This is a genomic window from Pseudomonas sp. BF-B-30 (genome assembly GCF_019956305.1).
Classification (GTDB): Bacteria; Pseudomonadota; Gammaproteobacteria; order Pseudomonadales; family Pseudomonadaceae; genus Aquipseudomonas; species Aquipseudomonas jessenii.
Window position 1 is genome coordinate 84,364 of the sequence record NZ_JAHBDG010000013.1, and the last position, 17,035, is coordinate 101,398.

Consider the following 17,035-nt stretch of genomic DNA (forward strand, 5'->3'; position numbering starts at 1 on the left):
TTTATGACGGTTGCTCTGTGGTGCATTTTGATCGCTATTTTCCTGCCGTATGTGTGTGTGGGCGTGGCCAAGATCAGTGGCGGGTTCAGGTTGAGAGACAACCATGATCCCCGGGACTTTCTCGATTCGCTGGAAGGCTTGGGCAGGCGCGCGAATGCGGCGCAACTGAACAGCTTTGAAGTGACCCCGGCGTTCGCTGCGGCGGTGATCGTGGCGCATCTGGCCGGCAATGCCGAACTGGTGACGATCAATGTGCTGGCCGTGCTGTTCATTACCAGCCGGCTGCTCTACATCATTTGCTATCTGGCGGACTGGGCGACGCTGCGGTCGTTGATGTGGTTCGTGGGGATGGGGTTGATCGTGAGTTTCTTTGTGGTGTCAGCCTGAGTCTTCATCGCCTGTGAGGACCTCTTCGCGAGCAAGCCCGCTCCCACATTTGATCCTCAGTGGACACAGATTCTGTGTTCGATGGTGATCTCATGTGGGAGCGGGCTTGCTCGCGAAAGCTATCTAACAGGCGAAACAGCATTTAAGGGGTGGTCTTCTGCGCATCCGCCACCTGCGGCACTTGCGGCAACGTCGCGCCTTTGGGCCAGAGCATCCAGATCTGCCCCTGCTGTTTCATGTCCCCGGCCAGTTGCCCGGCCGCATCCCCGGTGCCCCAGAACAGATCCGCCCGAACCTCGCCGGCAATGGCGCCGCCGGTGTCCTGTGCTGCAACGGGGCGAACCAGGGCCGTGCCGTCCGGTCTGGTGGTGGACAGCCACAACAGGCTGCCCAGCGGAATCACCTTGCGATCCACTGCCGCGCTGTAACCGGCGGTCAACGGTACGTTCAGCGAGCCGCGCGGACCTTCGTTGCTGTCCGGGTTGCGGGTGAAGAACACATAGCTGGGGTTGCTGCCGAGCAGTTCGGGAATCCGCGATGGATTGGCCTTGGCCCAGGTGCTGATGGCGCCCATGGTCACGTCTTCTTTTTTCAGTTCGCCCTGTTCCACCAGCCAGCGACCGATCGGTCGATACGGGTGGCCGTTCTGATCGGCGTAAGCGATGCGCAACTGGCGACCATTGTCGAGCTGGATACGACCCGAACCCTGGATTTGCAGGAACTGCAGGTTCATCGGATCGGTCAGCCAGGCCACGACCGGCGCATTGACCCCTTTGCTTTCGATGGCTGCCGCATCGTCGTATGGCTTGAGCACGCGACCTTCGAGTCGACCGCGCAGGCGCTTGCCCTTGAGTTCCGGGTAAATGCTGTCGAGGGCGACGATGATCATGTCCTCGGGGACGCCATAGACCGGGACATTGGCAGCGCTGGTCTGGGTCAGGCTCCCGGGATAGACCGGTTCGTAGTAGCCGGTTATCAGGCCGTTGGGGTTGTCGTTGGCGGCGCGCAGGCCATAGACATCGAGGTTCTGTTTGAGAAAACCGCGAATGTCGCTGGCGGTTTGCGGCACGTTGACAGCCGCTGCGCAGGTGCCACCCCAGACCGGATCGGTCTTGAGTCGGGTACAGGCGCTGCGCCAGGAACCGAAACCGGCGACCAGGTCGCTGTCGGACACCGCCGGCAGCGCTTCCCATGTGGCGCTGGAGTAGGTGGCCAGGGCGTGGGTTTTCGGTTGTTGGTTGTCGCCACCGGTGCAGCCTGCGAGCAGGGCCACCATCGGCAGGGTCCAGGCCAGGCGGTGACGCCACGCGTTGAAACGGCTGTTCATGGAGTGATTCCTTTGCCGGTTGCCTGAGCGCTCCATGCGTTCAAGCAACCCTTGTTGATAATAGGGCTATTGGTCTTTGCCGATGACGCGAGGATACTGGCCGCCGTTTCCCGTGACCTGAAGCCACCATGACTCTTAAAAGACTTTCTGTTGTATTGCTGGCCTGCCTGACGCTGTCCGCTTGTGGCGGTATCGACCCCAACTCGCCGCTCGGCCAGCGCAAGGCCATTTTCAAGCAGATGCTCAAGACTGGCGAAGACCTGGGCGGCATGTTGCGTGGGCGCATTGCCTTCGATGGCCCGAAGTTCGCCGAAGGTGCGGTGAAACTCGATGCGTTGTCCCGTGAGCCGTGGCAGCATTTTCCGCAAGTGCGCGAGGAGGATCACACCAGCGCCAAGAGCGATGTCTGGGAGCAACAGACACGCTTTCAGGCAATGGCCCGCGACCTTGAAAGCGCCACCGGTGAATTGGTGATCGCCAGCCAGGTCCAACCCTACAAGGCCAGCAACCTGGGGCCGGCGGTACAGAAAGTCGAAGATGCTTGCAGTGCGTGTCATAAGGCGTTTCGGGATCATTGATTGGCGTTGCCCGGACTGACGTCTTCGCGAGCAAGCCCGCTCCCACAGGGGATTTGTGGTGTGGCACAAAAAGTGTTCACAACACCGATCCAATGTGGGAGCGGGCTTGCTCGCGAAGGCTGCTTCGGCAACACCGAAGATCTCTGTTCGTTACCAGTGATTACTTATCCAGTTCATCCAATGCGTTCTGCAATTCCTTGCGGGCATCGGCGAGTTTGTCTTTGCGCTTGTTGATCTTGTCGGGATCGCCTTTGCTCATGGCCTTGTCGAGGTCTGCCTGACGCTTGCTGACTTCGTGCTTGGCGTCGAGCACCTTGTTTTCCCGTTCCTTCTTCAGCGAGGCGTCGGTGCAGTTCGCTTCGACTTCGCTCAAAGCCTTTTCCAGGCCTGCCTGCTGGTCGGCGTTGCCGTGGACCTTGGCCAATTCGATCTGGTTGACGATGCCTTGCTTCTTGGCGGCGCAACCGGTCAGCCCCGGCGCTTCCTCGTCCGCCATCAACGGGGTGGCCAGCACGCTGCAAAGGGTCAACAGGGCGAGCGGTGAAAGAAATTTCATAAAAGCTCCATGTAGGAAAGCAAGCAGACCACTGTGGCAATGGCTTGTTGGAGCCCAGCGGTCCCTTGGGGTTCCCGGTGGGCGCAGGGCCGGCAGCTAAAAGCCGTCAATCCCCGCATCACGTAACGTTTCACTCAAGCCCAGTACCTGCGGATCGCGGAAAAAAGCGCTCAGTTGCGCCGCGCGCCCTGGCCCGATATCGGCCTCGGCCCGCCATTGTTCGATGTCTCGCTGCGCCAGTACCAGCCATGAATCGCCGAGATGCGCCTGACCTGTCGGCGGCAATCCCAAGGCTTTCAGCCAGTGCGCGAACGGGCGTTGCCGGGCTCGGTTGAAGCTGTCCGCAAGACGAGCCGCGCTGCGCTCGCCGAAACCGTCAATGGTAGCAAGCTCTTGGGCATCGAGGGTCAACCAATCCAACAGGCCGTTCAGCCGACCTGTTGCAAGAAGTTTTTCCCAGGTGCCCGGACCCACATTGGGCAGCGCCAGGCCTTGTTTGCTGCTGAGCCAGGTCAGGCGCGCGAGAAACTGGCTCTCACAGCCCGGAGTCGGTTGCCAGCAACTCAATGAATGAAAGTCCTCTGCCCGCGGCGCGTTCAATTCGGCGCGTTCGCTGCTGCGCAATACAACCCTATCGAGCCTGGGAATGGTCAGCCCGGCCAGGCTGATGGCGACCTGGTCACCCGGGCGGATGTCCAGCGTCTGCCAGCGTTGCAACGAACCGACGCTGACGTGCTTGATCTGCCGGTCATCGAGCTTTACCGGGGTCAGTTCAAGAACCGGAGTGATCCGCCCGGTCCGGCCGATTTTGAAGTGAACCTGGCGGACTTCGGCCAGTGCCTGGGCGAAGGGGTATTTCCAGGCGATGGCCCAGTAGGGTGACCTGGCTTGCCAGCGTTCGGCGGCTGGGCGCTGATTCTGGCGCAGGACGATGCCGTCGCTGGCAAAGGGCAAGGGGGAACGATACCAGTGCTCGCGCCAGCGTTCGGCATCAATGACGGAGGCGATGGGCTGGCTGTATGCAGTGGTACTCGGGAAGCCCAGCGCAGTCAGCGCCGCGGCACGCTCGGGTACGCTCGCCGGTCCTTGGGGCCAGTCCCAGACAAACAGGTCGATGCCGACGGCCTGTTCGGCGCTCAAGACCTTGCGTGCCATCAGACCGGCCACCGAGCCACGAGCATTGAGGCTACCGGCCCGGGCCTGCACGTGATCGGTCAGGCGCCAATACAGTTCGCCTTGCACGATCAAGTCCCAGGCCTGAGATAGCCGTTGCGGGATGGCCGGAATCTGCCGTGCAGGAACCGTCCAGTCCTGGCCGCTTTGGCCGTCGCCGCGGCTGATTGCCTGGGCCAACAGGCCGCTGCGGTAAACCAGGGTCACCGCCACGCCATCGATTTTAGGCTGGACCCAGACGTCGACCCGGTCACGCAGCCATTTTTCCACGGCGGGCTGATCGTGCAGTTTGTCCAGGCCGGTGTGGGCGATGGGGTGGGGCAGCGTACCGCGCGCAGTGCGCAAGGGGTCTGCGGGCGGGCTCAGGTTAAAGCAGTGGCGCCATTGGGTGAGTCGCGCACGGGACTGGTCGTAGAGTTCATCGGCGACCAGTGAGCGTCCCAGGCGGTGATAGCTGTCGTCCCAGAGGTCGATTTGTTGTTGCAGTTTGCCGACTTCGTTCCGGGCGCGTTCTGGTGGCCAGTCCGGGCACTCGGCGGCGCTGGCGGTCAGGTAGGCAAGGGTCAGTAGAGCGGCGAAAAACAGGCGCAGGTCGGGAAGCATCTTGAGCGTCCTTGCTCGGTGAGGTGCGTGAAGGCTAGGTCAGTATCAGTTGGCGCAGCGAGAGGGTGTTTTGCCGGGTATTTCTGGTGGTTGTGCTGGCCTCATCGCGAGCAAGCTCGCTCCCACAGGGAATTGCGTTTGCCCATGGATCTTTGTCACACCAAAGATCAACTGTGGGAGCGGGCTTGCTCGCGAAGGCCTCGATACGGTGTAAAGCGAATGCCAATAAAAAGCCCCGCAGGGCGCGAACCGTGCGGGGCTTCGGGTGTTGCGGGGGAATCTTACAGGCCGGCAGCAGAACGCAGGGCGTCGGCGCGGTCGGTTTTTTCCCAGGTGAACGTGGTGAAGGTGTCGTCACCAACGGTCTTGGTCGCCGGGGTGCGACCGAAGTGGCCGTACGCAGCGGTTTCCTGATACATCGGGTGCAGCAGGTCGAGCATGGTGGTGATCGCGTATGGACGCAGGTCGAACACTTCGCGGACCAGTTTGACGATCTTGTCATCGCTGATCTTGCCGGTACCGAAGGTGTTCAGCGAGATCGAAGTCGGCTGGGCAACGCCGATGGCGTAGGACACCTGAATCTCGCAACGCTCGGCCAGGCCGGCGGCAACGATGTTCTTGGCCACGTAACGACCGGCGTAGGCCGCCGAACGGTCAACCTTCGATGGATCTTTACCGGAGAACGCGCCACCGCCGTGACGGGCCATGCCGCCGTAGCTGTCGACAATGATCTTGCGACCGGTCAGACCGCAGTCACCCACTGGGCCGCCGATGATGAACTGGCCGGTCGGGTTGATGTGGAACTGGGTGTCCTTGCTCAGCAGTTCGGCAGGCAGCACGTGCTTGACGATCAGCTCCATCACGCCTTCGCGCAGGTCGTTGTACGACACTTCCGGGTTGTGCTGGGTCGACAGAACGACGGCATCGATACCGACAACCTTGCCGTTTTCGTAACGGCAGGTCACTTGCGACTTGGCGTCCGGGCGCAGCCAAGGCAGCAGGCCGGATTTACGGGCTTCGGCCTGGCGCTGTACCAGCTGGTGCGAGAAGGTGATCGGTGCAGGCATCAGCACGTCGGTTTCATTGCTGGCGTAGCCGAACATCAGGCCCTGGTCGCCGGCGCCCTGATCTTCAGGCTTGGCACGGTCGACACCCTGGTTGATGTCAGGGGACTGCTTGCCGATGATGTTCATCACGCCGCAGGTCGCGCCGTCGAAGCCGACGTCGGAGCTGGTGTAGCCGATGTTGGTGATCACGTCACGAACGATCTGCTCCAGGTCAACCCAGGCGGAAGTGGTGACTTCGCCGGCGATGATCGCCACGCCCGTTTTCACCAGAGTCTCGCACGCCACACGGGCGAACTTGTCTTCAGCAATGATGGCGTCCAGCACCGCATCAGAAATCTGGTCGGCGATTTTGTCCGGATGCCCTTCAGACACGGACTCGGAGGTGAAAAGGGAGTATTCGCTCATCTCGATGTTTTCCTGAAATTACCGATGGTGAGTGTCGCCAGCCGGTCGCTGAAAATGGCGGACCTGGATCTGGAAACCATTACGTAAGCCTACATAGAGGCTTTCCCCGGGAACGAGTCCCGCAGCGGTGGCCCAACGGGCCAGATCGTCCTGTTCAAACCCCAGCCAGAGATCACCGCAGGCCTCCTTGGCCCAACTCTGGTTGTGGCTACATAACTCTGTCACTAACAGGCTACCGCCTGGTTGCAGCAAATGGGCCATGTGCTTGAGCGCATCGGCCGGTGCGGCAAAATGGTGCAGCACCATGTTCAGTACCACGCAATCGGCCTTGAGGCTGACGCCGTTCAAAGCATCGGCCAGTTGCAGGCTAACGTTAGTCAGCTTGTCGCGTTCGCAGACCTGGCGCGCCAGTTCGAGCATCGCGCTGCTGTTATCCAGCGCCGTGACTTGCGCGAAGCGGCGCGCCAGGTCCGGCAGGAATGCGCCATCGCCGGGGCCGACTTCAATGGCCGTGGCGTCTTTGTCGAAGCTCAGCTTGTCGAGCAGGGCCACCACGCTTTCGCGGTATTGCGGCAGGCCGGCGATCAAGTCTTGCTGGGCGCGAAACTTCTCCGCAACCCTTGAGAAAAAATCCTGGCTGGCCGCCGCACGTTGCCCATGGACCTGGGTGATGCGCGACTGTACGTCGGTCGGCAGCGTCAGGTTGTCCACTTCTTCGAGCAATGCTGCGTGCAGTTTGCCGCCCAGCAGTTCGGTGTGGGGTAGCGCGCGACGGTAGAAAATCGCGTTGCCCTCGCGGCGCGTTGCCACCAGGTCGGCCTGTGCCAGTACCTTGAGGTGGTGGCTCATGCCTGACTGGCCGATGCCGAAGATCTGCGCCAGTTCCAGTACGCCGAACGAGTCATTGGCCAGTGCGCGCAAGACATTCAACCGCAGGGGATCGCCGCCAGCCTTGCACAAGGCCGCCAGCTCATCGCAATCGTCATGTTGAATGGAGGGCACGCGTAAATTCATAAGGCCGGCAGTCTAGTCACGGGTCGAAGGTATCGCAAGAGCAATATCAAAAAGTTTTGATATTGCTCGATAGATGGCACTTCTCGACGTTAGCTTTTGTCAACAATCGGACCGCGGAAAGGTTTCACCAGGCGAATACGTCGTTATCCATTGGAAAAACGCCTTCAGATGACTATCTGTCATTGCCCCGAGGCGGCCCGGTGAGGGAAAATGCTCGCCTTTTTTCCGTTTCGTTTTAATCAAGCCCCCAGGAGAACAGCGATGCCTAGCCGTCGTGAGCGTGCCAACGCCATTCGTGCCCTCAGCATGGATGCCGTGCAAAAAGCCAACAGCGGCCATCCCGGTGCCCCTATGGGTATGGCAGATATCGCCGAAGTACTTTGGCGCGACTACCTCAAGCACAACCCGAGCAATCCATCGTTTGCCGACCGTGACCGCTTCGTGCTGTCCAACGGCCACGGCTCGATGCTGATCTACTCGCTGCTGCACCTGACCGGCTACGACCTGTCGATCGATGACCTCAAGCAGTTCCGTCAACTGCACAGCCGCACCCCGGGCCACCCGGAACTCGGCTACACCCCGGGCGTAGAAACCACCACCGGTCCACTGGGCCAGGGCCTGGCCAACGCCGTGGGTTTTGCCCTGGCTGAAAAAGTCATGGCGGCGCAGTTCAACCGTCCTGGCCACAACATCGTCGATCACCACACCTATGTGTTCCTGGGTGATGGCTGCATGATGGAAGGCATTTCCCACGAAGTCGCTTCCCTGGCCGGTACCCTGGGCCTGGGCAAGCTGATCGCCTTCTACGATGACAACGGCATCTCCATCGATGGCGAAGTCGAAGGCTGGTTCACCGACGACACCCCGAAGCGTTTTGAGTCCTACAACTGGCAAGTGATCCGCAATGTCGATGGTCACGACCCGGAAGAGATCAAGACGGCGATCGACACTGCACGTAAAAGCGAGCAGCCAACCCTGATCTGCTGCAAGACCACCATCGGTTTCGGTTCTCCGAACAAGCAAGGCAAGGAAGATTGCCATGGCGCCCCGCTGGGTGACGCGGAAATCGCCCTGACCCGTGCGGCGCTGAAATGGAATCACGGCCCATTCGAAATCCCGGCCGATATCTATGCCGAGTGGGACGCCAAGGAAGCCGGTCGCGCTGTTGAAGCCGAGTGGGACCAGCGTTTCTCTGCTTACTCCGCCGCGTTCCCGACTGAAGCCAACGAACTGGTGCGTCGTCTGAGCGGTGACCTGCCAGCTGACTTCAGCGAAAAAGCCTCGGCCTATATCGCCGAAGTGGCGGCCAAGGGCGAAACCATCGCCAGCCGTAAAGCCAGTCAGAACGCCCTGAATGCGTTCGGCCCGTTGCTGCCTGAGTTCCTCGGCGGTTCGGCTGACCTGGCCGGTTCCAACCTGACCCTGTGGAAAGGTTGCAAAGGTGTTACCGCCGAAGATGCCAGCGGCAACTACATGTACTACGGCGTGCGCGAGTTCGGCATGACCGCGATCATGAACGGCGTTGCCCTGCACGGCGGCCTGGTGCCTTACGGCGCGACCTTCCTGATGTTCATGGAATACGCGCGTAACGCGGTGCGCATGTCGGCCCTGATGAAGCAGCGGGTGATCCACGTCTACACCCACGACTCCATCGGTCTGGGCGAAGACGGCCCGACTCACCAGCCAATCGAGCAACTGGCCAGCCTGCGCTGCACGCCGAACCTCGATACCTGGCGCCCAGCCGACGCCGTTGAGTCGGCGGTGAGCTGGAAGTGCGCATTGGAGCGCAAGGACGGTCCTTCAGCCCTGATCTTCTCGCGTCAGAACCTGCAGCACCAAACCCGCAATGCGATTCAGATCGAAGAGATCGCGCGTGGCGGTTACGTGTTGAAGGACTGCGCAGGCGAGCCTGAGCTGATCCTGATCGCCACCGGCTCGGAAGTCGGCCTGGCCGTTCAGGCCTTCGACAAACTGACCGAGCAGGGCCGCAAGGTGCGTGTGGTTTCCATGCCGTGCACCAGCGTGTTCGATGCCCAGGACGCCGGCTACAAGCAATCGGTCCTGCCGTTGCAGGTCAGCGCCCGTATCGCCATCGAAGCTTCCCACGCCGACTACTGGTACAAGTACGTGGGCCTGGAAGGCCGCGTGATCGGCATGACCACCTACGGCGAGTCGGCGCCTGCGCCGGCCTTGTTCGAAGAGTTCGGCTTCACCCTGGAAAACATCCTGGGTCAGGCTGAAGAGCTGCTGGAAGACTGATCCAGAAGTTGCGTCATCCGGACTGCCGCCTTCGCGAGCAAGCCCGCTCCCACATTGGAATGCATTTCCCTGTGGGAGCGGGCTTGCTCGCGAAGACGGTGGTTCGGTCAACGCTGCGATGACAGATTCACCACGGTAATCGAGAATCCCATGCCTCAACCGCGTCCCTACAAAGTTGCACTCAACGGCTACGGCCGGATTGGTCGTTGCGTCTTGCGTGCGTTGTTCGAGCGAGGCGACAAGGCCGGGTTCGAGATTGTCGCGATCAACGATCTGGCGGACATGGCCAGTATCGAATACCTGACACGCTTTGACTCCACCCATGGCCGGTTCCCCGGCGAAGTGAAGGTCGAGGGCGATTGTCTGCATATTAATGGCGACTGCGTGAAGGTCCTGCGCAGTGCCACCCCCGAAGGCATCGATTGGGCGTCCCTGGGCGTCGATCTGGTGCTGGAGTGCTCCGGCGCTTATCACACTCGCGAAGACGGCCAGCGTTTCCTCGACGCCGGCGCCCCGCGTGTGTTGTTTTCCCAGCCGATGGCCAGCGAGACGGACGTTGACGCGACCATCGTCTACGGCGTGAACCAGGACTGCCTGACCGGCGACGAATTGCTGGTGTCCAACGCGTCCTGCACCACCAACTGCGGCGTGCCGCTGTTGCGCCTGCTGAATCAGGCCATTGGTCTGGACTACGTGTCGATCACCACCATTCACTCGGCGATGAACGATCAGCCGGTCATCGATGCCTATCACCACGAAGACCTGCGCCGTACCCGTTCGGCGTTCCAGTCGGTGATTCCGGTGTCCACCGGTCTGGCGCGAGGTATCGAGCGCCTGCTGCCGGAACTTGCCGGACGAATTCAGGCCAAAGCCGTGCGGGTGCCGACGGTCAACGTGTCCTGCCTCGATATCACGATGCAGACCGCCACCGCGACCGACGCCACCGAGGTCAACCGGATCCTGCGCGAAGCCGCCACCAGCGGCCCGCTCAAAGGCCTGCTGGCCTACACCGAGCTACCCCACGCAAGCTGTGATTTCAACCATGACCCACATTCGGCGATCGTCGATGCCAGTCAGACCCGCGTTTCCGGCCCTCGGCTGGTGAACATCCTGGCCTGGTTCGACAATGAATGGGGTTTTGCCAACCGAATGCTGGACGTTGCAGAACACTATCTGCAAACAGCAACTTCAAAAAAACCGTAGGAAGTGCGACCCATGACCGTGTTGAAGATGTCCGACCTCGATCTGCAAGGTAAGCGCGTATTGATCCGCGAAGACCTCAACGTTCCAGTCAAGGACGGTGTTGTCACCAGCGATGCGCGTATCCTGGCCTCGCTGCCGACCATCAAGCTGGCCCTGGAAAAAGGCGCGGCCGTGATGGTCTGCTCGCACCTTGGCCGTCCGACCGAAGGCGAGTTCTCGGCCGAGAACAGCCTCAAGCCAGTCGCCGACTACCTGAGCCGTGCTCTGGGTCGTGAAGTGCCGCTGGTGGCCGATTACCTGGGCGGTGTTGACGTGAAAGCGGGCGACATCGTGCTGTTCGAAAACGTGCGCTTCAACAAAGGCGAGAAAAAGAACGCTGACGAACTGGCCCAGCAATACGCCGCCCTGTGCGACGTGTTCGTGATGGACGCCTTCGGCACTGCTCACCGTGCCGAGGGTTCGACCCACGGCGTGGCCAAGTTCGCCAAAGTCGCTGCTGCCGGCCCGCTGCTGGCCGCTGAACTGGACGCTCTGGGCAAAGCCCTGGGTGCCCCGGCCCAGCCGATGGCGGCTATTGTTGCCGGCTCCAAGGTGTCGACCAAACTCGACGTGCTGAACAGCCTGAGCCAGATCTGCAACCAGTTGATCGTTGGTGGCGGCATTGCCAACACTTTCCTGGCCGCTGCCGGTCACCCGGTCGGTAAATCCCTGTACGAGCCGGACCTGCTGGACACCGCTCGCGCCATCGCCGCCAAGGTCAGCGTACCGCTGCCAGTGGACGTAGTGGTTGCCAAGGAATTCGCGGAAAGCGCCGCTGCGACCGTCAAGCTGATCGCTGACGTCGCTGCCGACGACATGATCCTGGACATCGGTCCGCAGACCGCGGCGAATTTCGCCGAGCTGCTGAAGTCGTCCAAGACTATCCTGTGGAACGGTCCGGTCGGCGTGTTCGAATTCGATCAGTTCGGCAATGGCACCAAGGTGCTGGCCCAGGCCATCGCGGACAGCGCGGCGTTCTCCATTGCCGGCGGTGGCGACACCCTGGCGGCCATCGACAAGTATGGCGTGGCAGAGCAGATCTCCTACATTTCTACCGGTGGCGGTGCGTTCCTCGAATTCGTCGAAGGCAAGGTCCTGCCAGCCGTTGAAGTCCTGGAAAGCCGGGCCAAGGCCTGAGGGTCGCCCGTTTGACCAGGCAAGGGAGTGTTGACATGGTCAAGACGTTAGCGCTGTTGATCGTCGCGGGTTCACTGGCGGCTTGCGGGAGCAGCCCGAAAGCCACGCCGGAACCCGAGGCGCCCGCGTCGCGCAACGGCTGTTATCAGGCCGACTGGCAGGCGGAAACCAACCCGGTGCTCAACAAGCGCTCCGGGCCCGAGGGCCTGGACAAATACGAGACCCGGGCACCCGCCAAGGAACATGGCTGCCCTTGACGGGTCTGACTCTTTACTCAGGGCTGGCGGCGTGTGCCGTCAGTCGAGGGACATGGATGAAAGGTTTTATCGCCGTTACGGCGCTGGCGCTGTTGGCTGGTTGTGCTCAGTTGAACCCGTTCCAGTCGTCCGCGCCTGTGGATAACTGGACCACCTGGACCTGCGACAGCCAGGCCAAAGTGTTGTGGCGCTACACCGACGACAGCCTTAGGGAAGTCGACGTGCGTCTGGGCGGTGCCGATCAGGTCTACCGCTTGAAACAGGAGCCGGGTGCATCGGGTTCGCTGTACAGCAACGACATGCTGGCGTTTCACATAAAAGGTGAGGAAGGCCTGGTTTACTGGGTCGCCACCAATGATTTGATTGGCCGCGGTTGTAAGGCGCAATAACTGAAACACCACGGACCCAATGTGGGAGCGGGCTTGCTCGCGAAAGCGGTAGATCAGCTTGCATAAATGTTGAATGTTAAATCGCATTCGCGAGCAAGCCCGCTCCCACAGTTGTTTTGTGTCGTGATTGAGATTGATGCAACACCGAATTCGCAGCCCGGGCTCAACCCCCGATCTGCAATAACTTGAATAGCCGCCGCCGCTACGGCAGGCTGGCACGATTAACGACCCTCAACCGGGAGAGATATACACAATGGCACTTATCAGCATGCGCCAGATGCTGGACCACGCAGCCGAGTTCGGCTACGGCGTTCCAGCCTTCAACGTCAACAACCTTGAGCAGATGCGCGCCATCATGGAAGCCGCTGACAAGACTGACTCCCCGGTGATCGTCCAGGCTTCGGCCGGTGCTCGCAAATACGCCGGTGCACCGTTCCTGCGTCACCTGATCCTGGCAGCCATCGAAGAATTCCCGCACATCCCGGTGTGCATGCACCAGGACCACGGCACCAGCCCGGACGTCTGCCAGCGCTCCATCCAGCTGGGCTTCAGCTCGGTGATGATGGACGGCTCCCTGGGTGAAGACGGCAAGACCCCGACCGACTACGACTACAACGTCCGTGTGACCCAACAAACCGTAGCCATGGCTCACGCCTGTGGCGTTTCGGTAGAAGGCGAGCTGGGCTGCCTGGGTTCGCTGGAAACCGGCATGGCCGGTGAAGAAGACGGCATCGGCGCCGAAGGCGTCCTGGATCACAGCCAGATGCTGACCGACCCGGAAGAAGCCGCTGACTTCGTAAAACGCACTCAGGTGGATGCCCTGGCCATCGCCATCGGCACCAGCCACGGCGCCTACAAGTTCACCAAGCCGCCTACCGGCGACGTGCTGGCCATCGACCGTATCAAAGAAATCCACAAGCGCATTCCGAACACTCACCTGGTGATGCACGGTTCGTCTTCGGTTCCGCAAGAGTGGCTGGCGATCATCAACCAGTACGGCGGCGACATCAAGGAAACCTACGGCGTACCGGTTGAAGAAATCGTCGAAGGCATCAAGCACGGCGTGCGCAAAGTCAACATCGACACCGACCTGCGCCTGGCGTCCACTGGCGCAATGCGTCGCCTGATGGCCACCAACCCGAGCGAGTTCGACCCACGTAAATTCTTCGGCGCCACCGTCACCGCCATGCGCGACGTGTGTATCGCTCGCTACGAAGCCTTCGGTACTGCCGGCAACGCTTCGAAAATCAAGGCGATCTCGCTGGAAGGCATGTATCAGCGTTACCTGAAAGGTGAGTTGAACGCCAAGGTCAACTAAGCCTTTCGCGTTTGAGCCCCATAAAAAACCCGCCGAGACAGGCGGGTTTTTTATGGGCGATGATCCAGGATCGACGCGGTCAGTGTGGGAGCGGGCTTGCTCGCGAAAGCGGTGTGTCATTCAACATTAATTTCGTCTGACACTACGCCTTCGCGAGCAAGCCCGCTCCCACCAGATCAACAGTGCCTCGATATCAATTGTTGTGATCGATATCCAGCTTGCTGAAGGTCACTTTGCCGCCTTCAGTGGTGTACCCGGTGTTGTCCTGTACATAGACCCCGGCCTTGAAATACAGCGGTTTGTCACGCCAGGTTGTGCTGATTTGCGTATCCCATTGATAACCTGCCGCGCTGATGCCCAAGGCGCCACCGGGGCTGAGGTGAATGAGGTAGTTGAACTCCTGGTCGAGTTTCACCCCCGTCGCAACGATGATCACCCGGCCTGTATCGTCATCGGGATGCATCCGGACCTTGGCGACGATATTGCCGGTGCCTGTGCTGGTCTTGTATTGGTATTCAACCTTCACCAGAGGTTTCTGGCTTTGATAGGCATGGATCTGGCCGATGACGATTTTCCCGGAACTCGGCACCTGGTTCACTGCCAGAGTGGCATACAACAAATTGTCGGCTTCCGGGTAGTACCAGTTTTTCAACGTGCCGTTGCTGTAGGTTTCACGCAATTCGGTACGTGGGTAAATTGCGTTTTCGGTACGGGAGCCGGTCACGGGCGACCAGAAAAACAGTGTGCCGGTGTCGGAATGGAAGTATTGATCCTTGAAACCGTCCACCAGTTTGGCGGTTTCGACGGTGTACGGCGGGCTGCCAACGGGGACGCTGAGGTTCCAGGTTGCAAGATCGATCATGTCGGTTCTTCCACTTGATTCATGCTGCACGGACGTGCCAGAAGCTCTAGCCCGCACCTTCGGGGGCGGCCTTTATAAGCGTAGCGGGAGATTTTGTTAATGCCCGTCTGACGGGTGGCTGACGTCAACATCCTGTCGAAGCGACATCTTTCCAGGTTTCCATCGCCTGAACCATCGACCGTTAGTCGGTAAAAAGACACTATGATTAAATGATGGCTTACTGACACCTTCTGCTTTTGCAGAACCGGGTCTAGAGTGAAGGCGCAGTATGTGTCCGGTTTTCACGAGAAACCGGCCTGACACCCCGCAATTAGAGAAGCAGCATGGAATGCGCGCAACCCACGCCAGTAGAAGGCGGCTCAACCCTTTTAGTCGTCGACGATTACCCCGAAAACCTGATCAGCATGCGCGCGTTGTTACAGCGCCAGGGCTGGCGGGTCATTACTGCCACCTCGGGTTTCGAGGCCCTCGGCTTGTTACTTGAGCACGATATCGACCTGGTGCTGCTGGACGTGCAGATGCCGGACATGGACGGGTATGAAGTGGCGCGCCTGATGCGCGGTAGCCAGCGGACCCGTCTGACGCCGATCATTTTCCTGACCGCCAACGAACAGTCCCAGGATGCCGTGATCAAGGGCTATGCCAGTGGTGCGGTGGATTATCTGTTCAAGCCGTTCGACCCACAGGTCTTTACGCCCAAGGTCCAGGCGTTGCTCGAGCACCAGCGTAACCGCAGGGCCTTGCAGCGCCTGAGTCATGATCTGGAAGCGGCTCGTGCCTTTAATGCGTCGGTGCTGGAAAACGCAGCCGAAGGCATTCTGGTATTGGGTGAGGACGGTCTGATTCGTTTTGCCAATCCGGCGATGTCACGGTTGCTCAATGCCACGGTGCAGGAACTGCAAGGCAAGGAGTTTCTGGACTACCTGCAAAAACCGCATATCCCGATCTGGGCCGATTCCGAGTTGCTGGCCGGATACAAACGCGGCGAAACCCTGCGCCTGCACGATGCCCTGCTACGTACGGCGCCCGGGCAGCAAGTGCCGGTGGCCTTGTCCTGCGCGCCATTGCCCGCCGAGCAACATGCGATGGTCGTGACCGTGCTGGACATGTCGGTGGTGCGCCATCTGCATCAGCAACTGGAGTTTCAGGCGGTCACCGATCCGCTGAGCGGATTGCTCAACCGCCGGGGTTTCTACCAGACCGTAGAGAACCTGCTGTTGCGCGGTGAGCGTTCCGACCGCTCCTGGGTTTTGATGTATCTGGACCTCGACGGCTTCAAGCGAGTCAATGATTCGCTCGGGCACGATGCCGGCGATCGGGTGCTGCGCTGGGTCTCCGAACAGTTGAAGGCTTGCCTGCGGCCCTTCGACACTCTGGCGCGGATGGGCGGCGACGAGTTCACCGCGCTGCTGGATCTGGAGTTCCCCGAGCAGGCGGCGAAGATTGCCGAGAAGCTCATCGAGCGAGTGTCGATCTGTCAGCAGATCGACGGCCTCGATATCGCTCTGGGTGCCAGCATCGGCATTGCCACGTTCCCTGATTGTGGCGCCAATCTCGACGGGATGATGCGGGCGGCCGACATTGCCATGTACGAGGCCAAGCGTGCCGGCCGCCAGCAATATCGCTTCTACGATCATGAAATGAACGGCCGGGCGCGCACGCGGCTGATGCTGGAAGAAAGTGTGCGCACGGCCATCGAGAACCGGGATTTCAATCTGGTGTATCAGCCTCAGGTTGCGATTGCCGACGGGCGGATTCGTGGCTTCGAGGCCTTGTTGCGCTGGCAGCATCCGAGCGTTGGCGATGTCCCCCCGGGGCTGTTTTTGCCATTGCTGGAGGAGGCGCGACTGATCAGTCGCCTGGGCAGCTGGATTTACAATCGCGGCGCCGGGCAACGCAAAGCCTGGGAGTCCCTGTTTGCCGAGGACCTGGTGCTCGGCGTCAGCTTGAGCAGTACGCAGTTCGGCATGCCCAACCTGGTCACCGAGTTGCGCCAGGTGCTGGAGCGTCATGGCCTGCAACCGCGTCACCTGGAAGTCGAGGTCACGGAAGAGGCCTTGATGCACAACCCCGAAGAAACCCGCAAGCAGTTGCGCCTGCTGCACAACCTGGGCGTACGAGTGGCATTGGATGACTTCGGGGCCGGACTCTGCTCCCTGACGCACTTGCGCGACTTGGCGCTGGATACTCTGAAGATCGACCGCCATTTGATCGCCCGGTTGCCGGATTCGGCAAGGGATGCGGCGCTGGTGCGCAGTGTGATCGACCTGTGCAAGCAGTTCGGGATGTTGGTGATTGCCGAAGGGGTGGAAACCATCGCTCAGTATGAATGGCTGCAAGCCAACAGCTGTGAATATGTGCAAGGTTTTCTGGTAGCCCGGCCCATGATGGCCGAAGACGCCGGGGTCTTTGTCCAGCCGTTCGACTGGAGCGCGCTGCCCCGCTGAATTCGCTACACTGG

At 60.5% G+C, this 17,035-nt stretch carries 15 protein-coding genes; 9 read left to right on the forward strand and 6 right to left on the reverse strand.

Annotation, left to right across the window (positions count from 1 at the left end):
• Positions 1–3 precede the first annotated feature (3 nt).
• On the forward strand, positions 4–387 hold the full coding sequence (locus KGB29_RS09490; protein ID WP_057712957.1) for an MAPEG family protein: 384 nt from the start codon (positions 4–6) through the stop codon (positions 385–387).
• Between the two features lie 142 nt (positions 388–529).
• On the opposite strand, the gene KGB29_RS09495 is transcribed toward KGB29_RS09490, so the two are convergent.
• Positions 530–1,714, reverse strand: coding sequence for a murein transglycosylase A (locus KGB29_RS09495; protein ID WP_150815193.1), 1,185 nt, complete (start codon positions 1,712–1,714; stop codon positions 530–532).
• Between the two features lie 128 nt (positions 1,715–1,842).
• Between KGB29_RS09495 and KGB29_RS09500 the strand changes: the two genes are divergently transcribed.
• Entirely contained in the window at positions 1,843–2,292 is a 450-nt protein-coding gene (locus KGB29_RS09500; protein ID WP_057712959.1) for a c-type cytochrome, read from the forward strand.
• Positions 2,293–2,452: 160 nt separating this feature from the next.
• Here the strand turns inward: KGB29_RS09500 and KGB29_RS09505 are convergent, their stop codons facing one another.
• From KGB29_RS09505 to KGB29_RS09520, 4 genes are all read right to left on the reverse strand, one after another.
• Positions 2,453–2,848, reverse strand: a complete 396-nt coding sequence (locus KGB29_RS09505) for a DUF1090 domain-containing protein (RefSeq protein WP_057712960.1) — start codon at positions 2,846–2,848, stop codon at positions 2,453–2,455.
• Positions 2,849–2,944: 96 nt separating this feature from the next.
• The gene (gene ligB, locus KGB29_RS09510) at positions 2,945–4,624 is read right to left on the reverse strand and encodes an NAD-dependent DNA ligase LigB (protein ID WP_150815192.1); all 1,680 of its coding nucleotides are present in this window, start codon (positions 4,622–4,624) and stop codon (positions 2,945–2,947) included.
• Between the two features lie 281 nt (positions 4,625–4,905).
• The gene (metK, locus tag KGB29_RS09515) at positions 4,906–6,096 is read right to left on the reverse strand and encodes a methionine adenosyltransferase (protein WP_008050251.1); all 1,191 of its coding nucleotides are present in this window, start codon (positions 6,094–6,096) and stop codon (positions 4,906–4,908) included.
• Positions 6,097–6,114: 18 nt separating this feature from the next.
• Positions 6,115–7,110 carry an ArsR/SmtB family transcription factor gene (locus KGB29_RS09520; protein WP_057712962.1) on the reverse strand — a complete coding sequence of 332 codons (996 nt, stop codon included), beginning with the start codon at positions 7,108–7,110 and terminating at the stop codon, positions 6,115–6,117.
• A 261-nt stretch (positions 7,111–7,371) separates the two neighbouring features.
• Here KGB29_RS09520 and tkt point away from each other — a divergent pair, with 261 nt between their 5' ends.
• The 6 genes from tkt (at position 7,372) to fba (ending at position 13,712) form a co-directional block, all read left to right on the forward strand.
• On the forward strand, positions 7,372–9,369 hold the full coding sequence (tkt, locus tag KGB29_RS09525) for a transketolase (protein WP_057712963.1): 1,998 nt from the start codon (positions 7,372–7,374) through the stop codon (positions 9,367–9,369).
• 150 nt (positions 9,370–9,519) lie between these two features.
• A complete protein-coding gene (gene epd / locus KGB29_RS09530) occupies positions 9,520–10,572 on the forward strand; it encodes an erythrose-4-phosphate dehydrogenase (RefSeq protein ID WP_150813771.1) in 1,053 nt (350 codons plus the stop codon).
• 12 nt (positions 10,573–10,584) lie between these two features.
• Entirely contained in the window at positions 10,585–11,748 is a 1,164-nt protein-coding gene (locus tag KGB29_RS09535) for a phosphoglycerate kinase (protein ID WP_057712964.1), read from the forward strand.
• Positions 11,749–11,783: 35 nt separating this feature from the next.
• Positions 11,784–12,005, forward strand: coding sequence for a hypothetical protein (locus KGB29_RS09540; RefSeq protein WP_150813772.1), 222 nt, complete (start codon positions 11,784–11,786; stop codon positions 12,003–12,005).
• Between the two features lie 56 nt (positions 12,006–12,061).
• Positions 12,062–12,394: an MliC family protein gene (locus KGB29_RS09545; protein WP_150813773.1), complete on the forward strand. Its 333-nt coding sequence runs from the start codon at positions 12,062–12,064 to the stop codon at positions 12,392–12,394.
• Positions 12,395–12,647: 253 nt separating this feature from the next.
• On the forward strand, positions 12,648–13,712 hold the full coding sequence (gene fba / locus KGB29_RS09550; RefSeq protein ID WP_007981624.1) for a class II fructose-bisphosphate aldolase: 1,065 nt from the start codon (positions 12,648–12,650) through the stop codon (positions 13,710–13,712).
• Positions 13,713–13,905: 193 nt separating this feature from the next.
• On the opposite strand, the gene KGB29_RS09555 is transcribed toward fba, so the two are convergent.
• A complete protein-coding gene (locus KGB29_RS09555) occupies positions 13,906–14,574 on the reverse strand; it encodes a polysaccharide lyase family 7 protein (RefSeq protein WP_150813775.1) in 669 nt (222 codons plus the stop codon).
• A 323-nt stretch (positions 14,575–14,897) separates the two neighbouring features.
• Between KGB29_RS09555 and KGB29_RS09560 the strand changes: the two genes are divergently transcribed.
• Positions 14,898–17,021 carry a putative bifunctional diguanylate cyclase/phosphodiesterase gene (locus KGB29_RS09560; protein WP_150813776.1) on the forward strand — a complete coding sequence of 708 codons (2,124 nt, stop codon included), beginning with the start codon at positions 14,898–14,900 and terminating at the stop codon, positions 17,019–17,021.
• Positions 17,022–17,035: the final 14 nt, after the last annotated feature.

Excerpts from the sequence above, each read along its gene's own strand:
- KGB29_RS09490 (WP_057712957.1), top strand. The coding sequence starts at position 4 with ATGACGGTTGCTCTGTGGTGCATTTTGATCGCTATTTTCCTGCCGTAT.
- KGB29_RS09495 (WP_150815193.1), bottom strand. The coding sequence starts at position 1,714 with ATGAACAGCCGTTTCAACGCGTGGCGTCACCGCCTGGCCTGGACCCTG.
- KGB29_RS09500 (WP_057712959.1), top strand. The coding sequence starts at position 1,843 with ATGACTCTTAAAAGACTTTCTGTTGTATTGCTGGCCTGCCTGACGCTG.
- KGB29_RS09505 (WP_057712960.1), bottom strand. The coding sequence starts at position 2,848 with ATGAAATTTCTTTCACCGCTCGCCCTGTTGACCCTTTGCAGCGTGCTG.
- ligB (WP_150815192.1), bottom strand. The coding sequence starts at position 4,624 with ATGCTTCCCGACCTGCGCCTGTTTTTCGCCGCTCTACTGACCCTTGCC.
- metK (WP_008050251.1), bottom strand. The coding sequence starts at position 6,096 with ATGAGCGAATACTCCCTTTTCACCTCCGAGTCCGTGTCTGAAGGGCAT.
- KGB29_RS09520 (WP_057712962.1), bottom strand. The coding sequence starts at position 7,110 with ATGAATTTACGCGTGCCCTCCATTCAACATGACGATTGCGATGAGCTG.
- tkt (WP_057712963.1), top strand. The coding sequence starts at position 7,372 with ATGCCTAGCCGTCGTGAGCGTGCCAACGCCATTCGTGCCCTCAGCATG.
- epd (WP_150813771.1), top strand. The coding sequence starts at position 9,520 with ATGCCTCAACCGCGTCCCTACAAAGTTGCACTCAACGGCTACGGCCGG.
- KGB29_RS09535 (WP_057712964.1), top strand. The coding sequence starts at position 10,585 with ATGACCGTGTTGAAGATGTCCGACCTCGATCTGCAAGGTAAGCGCGTA.
- KGB29_RS09540 (WP_150813772.1), top strand. The coding sequence starts at position 11,784 with ATGGTCAAGACGTTAGCGCTGTTGATCGTCGCGGGTTCACTGGCGGCT.
- KGB29_RS09545 (WP_150813773.1), top strand. The coding sequence starts at position 12,062 with ATGAAAGGTTTTATCGCCGTTACGGCGCTGGCGCTGTTGGCTGGTTGT.
- fba (WP_007981624.1), top strand. The coding sequence starts at position 12,648 with ATGGCACTTATCAGCATGCGCCAGATGCTGGACCACGCAGCCGAGTTC.
- KGB29_RS09555 (WP_150813775.1), bottom strand. The coding sequence starts at position 14,574 with ATGATCGATCTTGCAACCTGGAACCTCAGCGTCCCCGTTGGCAGCCCG.
- KGB29_RS09560 (WP_150813776.1), top strand. The coding sequence starts at position 14,898 with ATGGAATGCGCGCAACCCACGCCAGTAGAAGGCGGCTCAACCCTTTTA.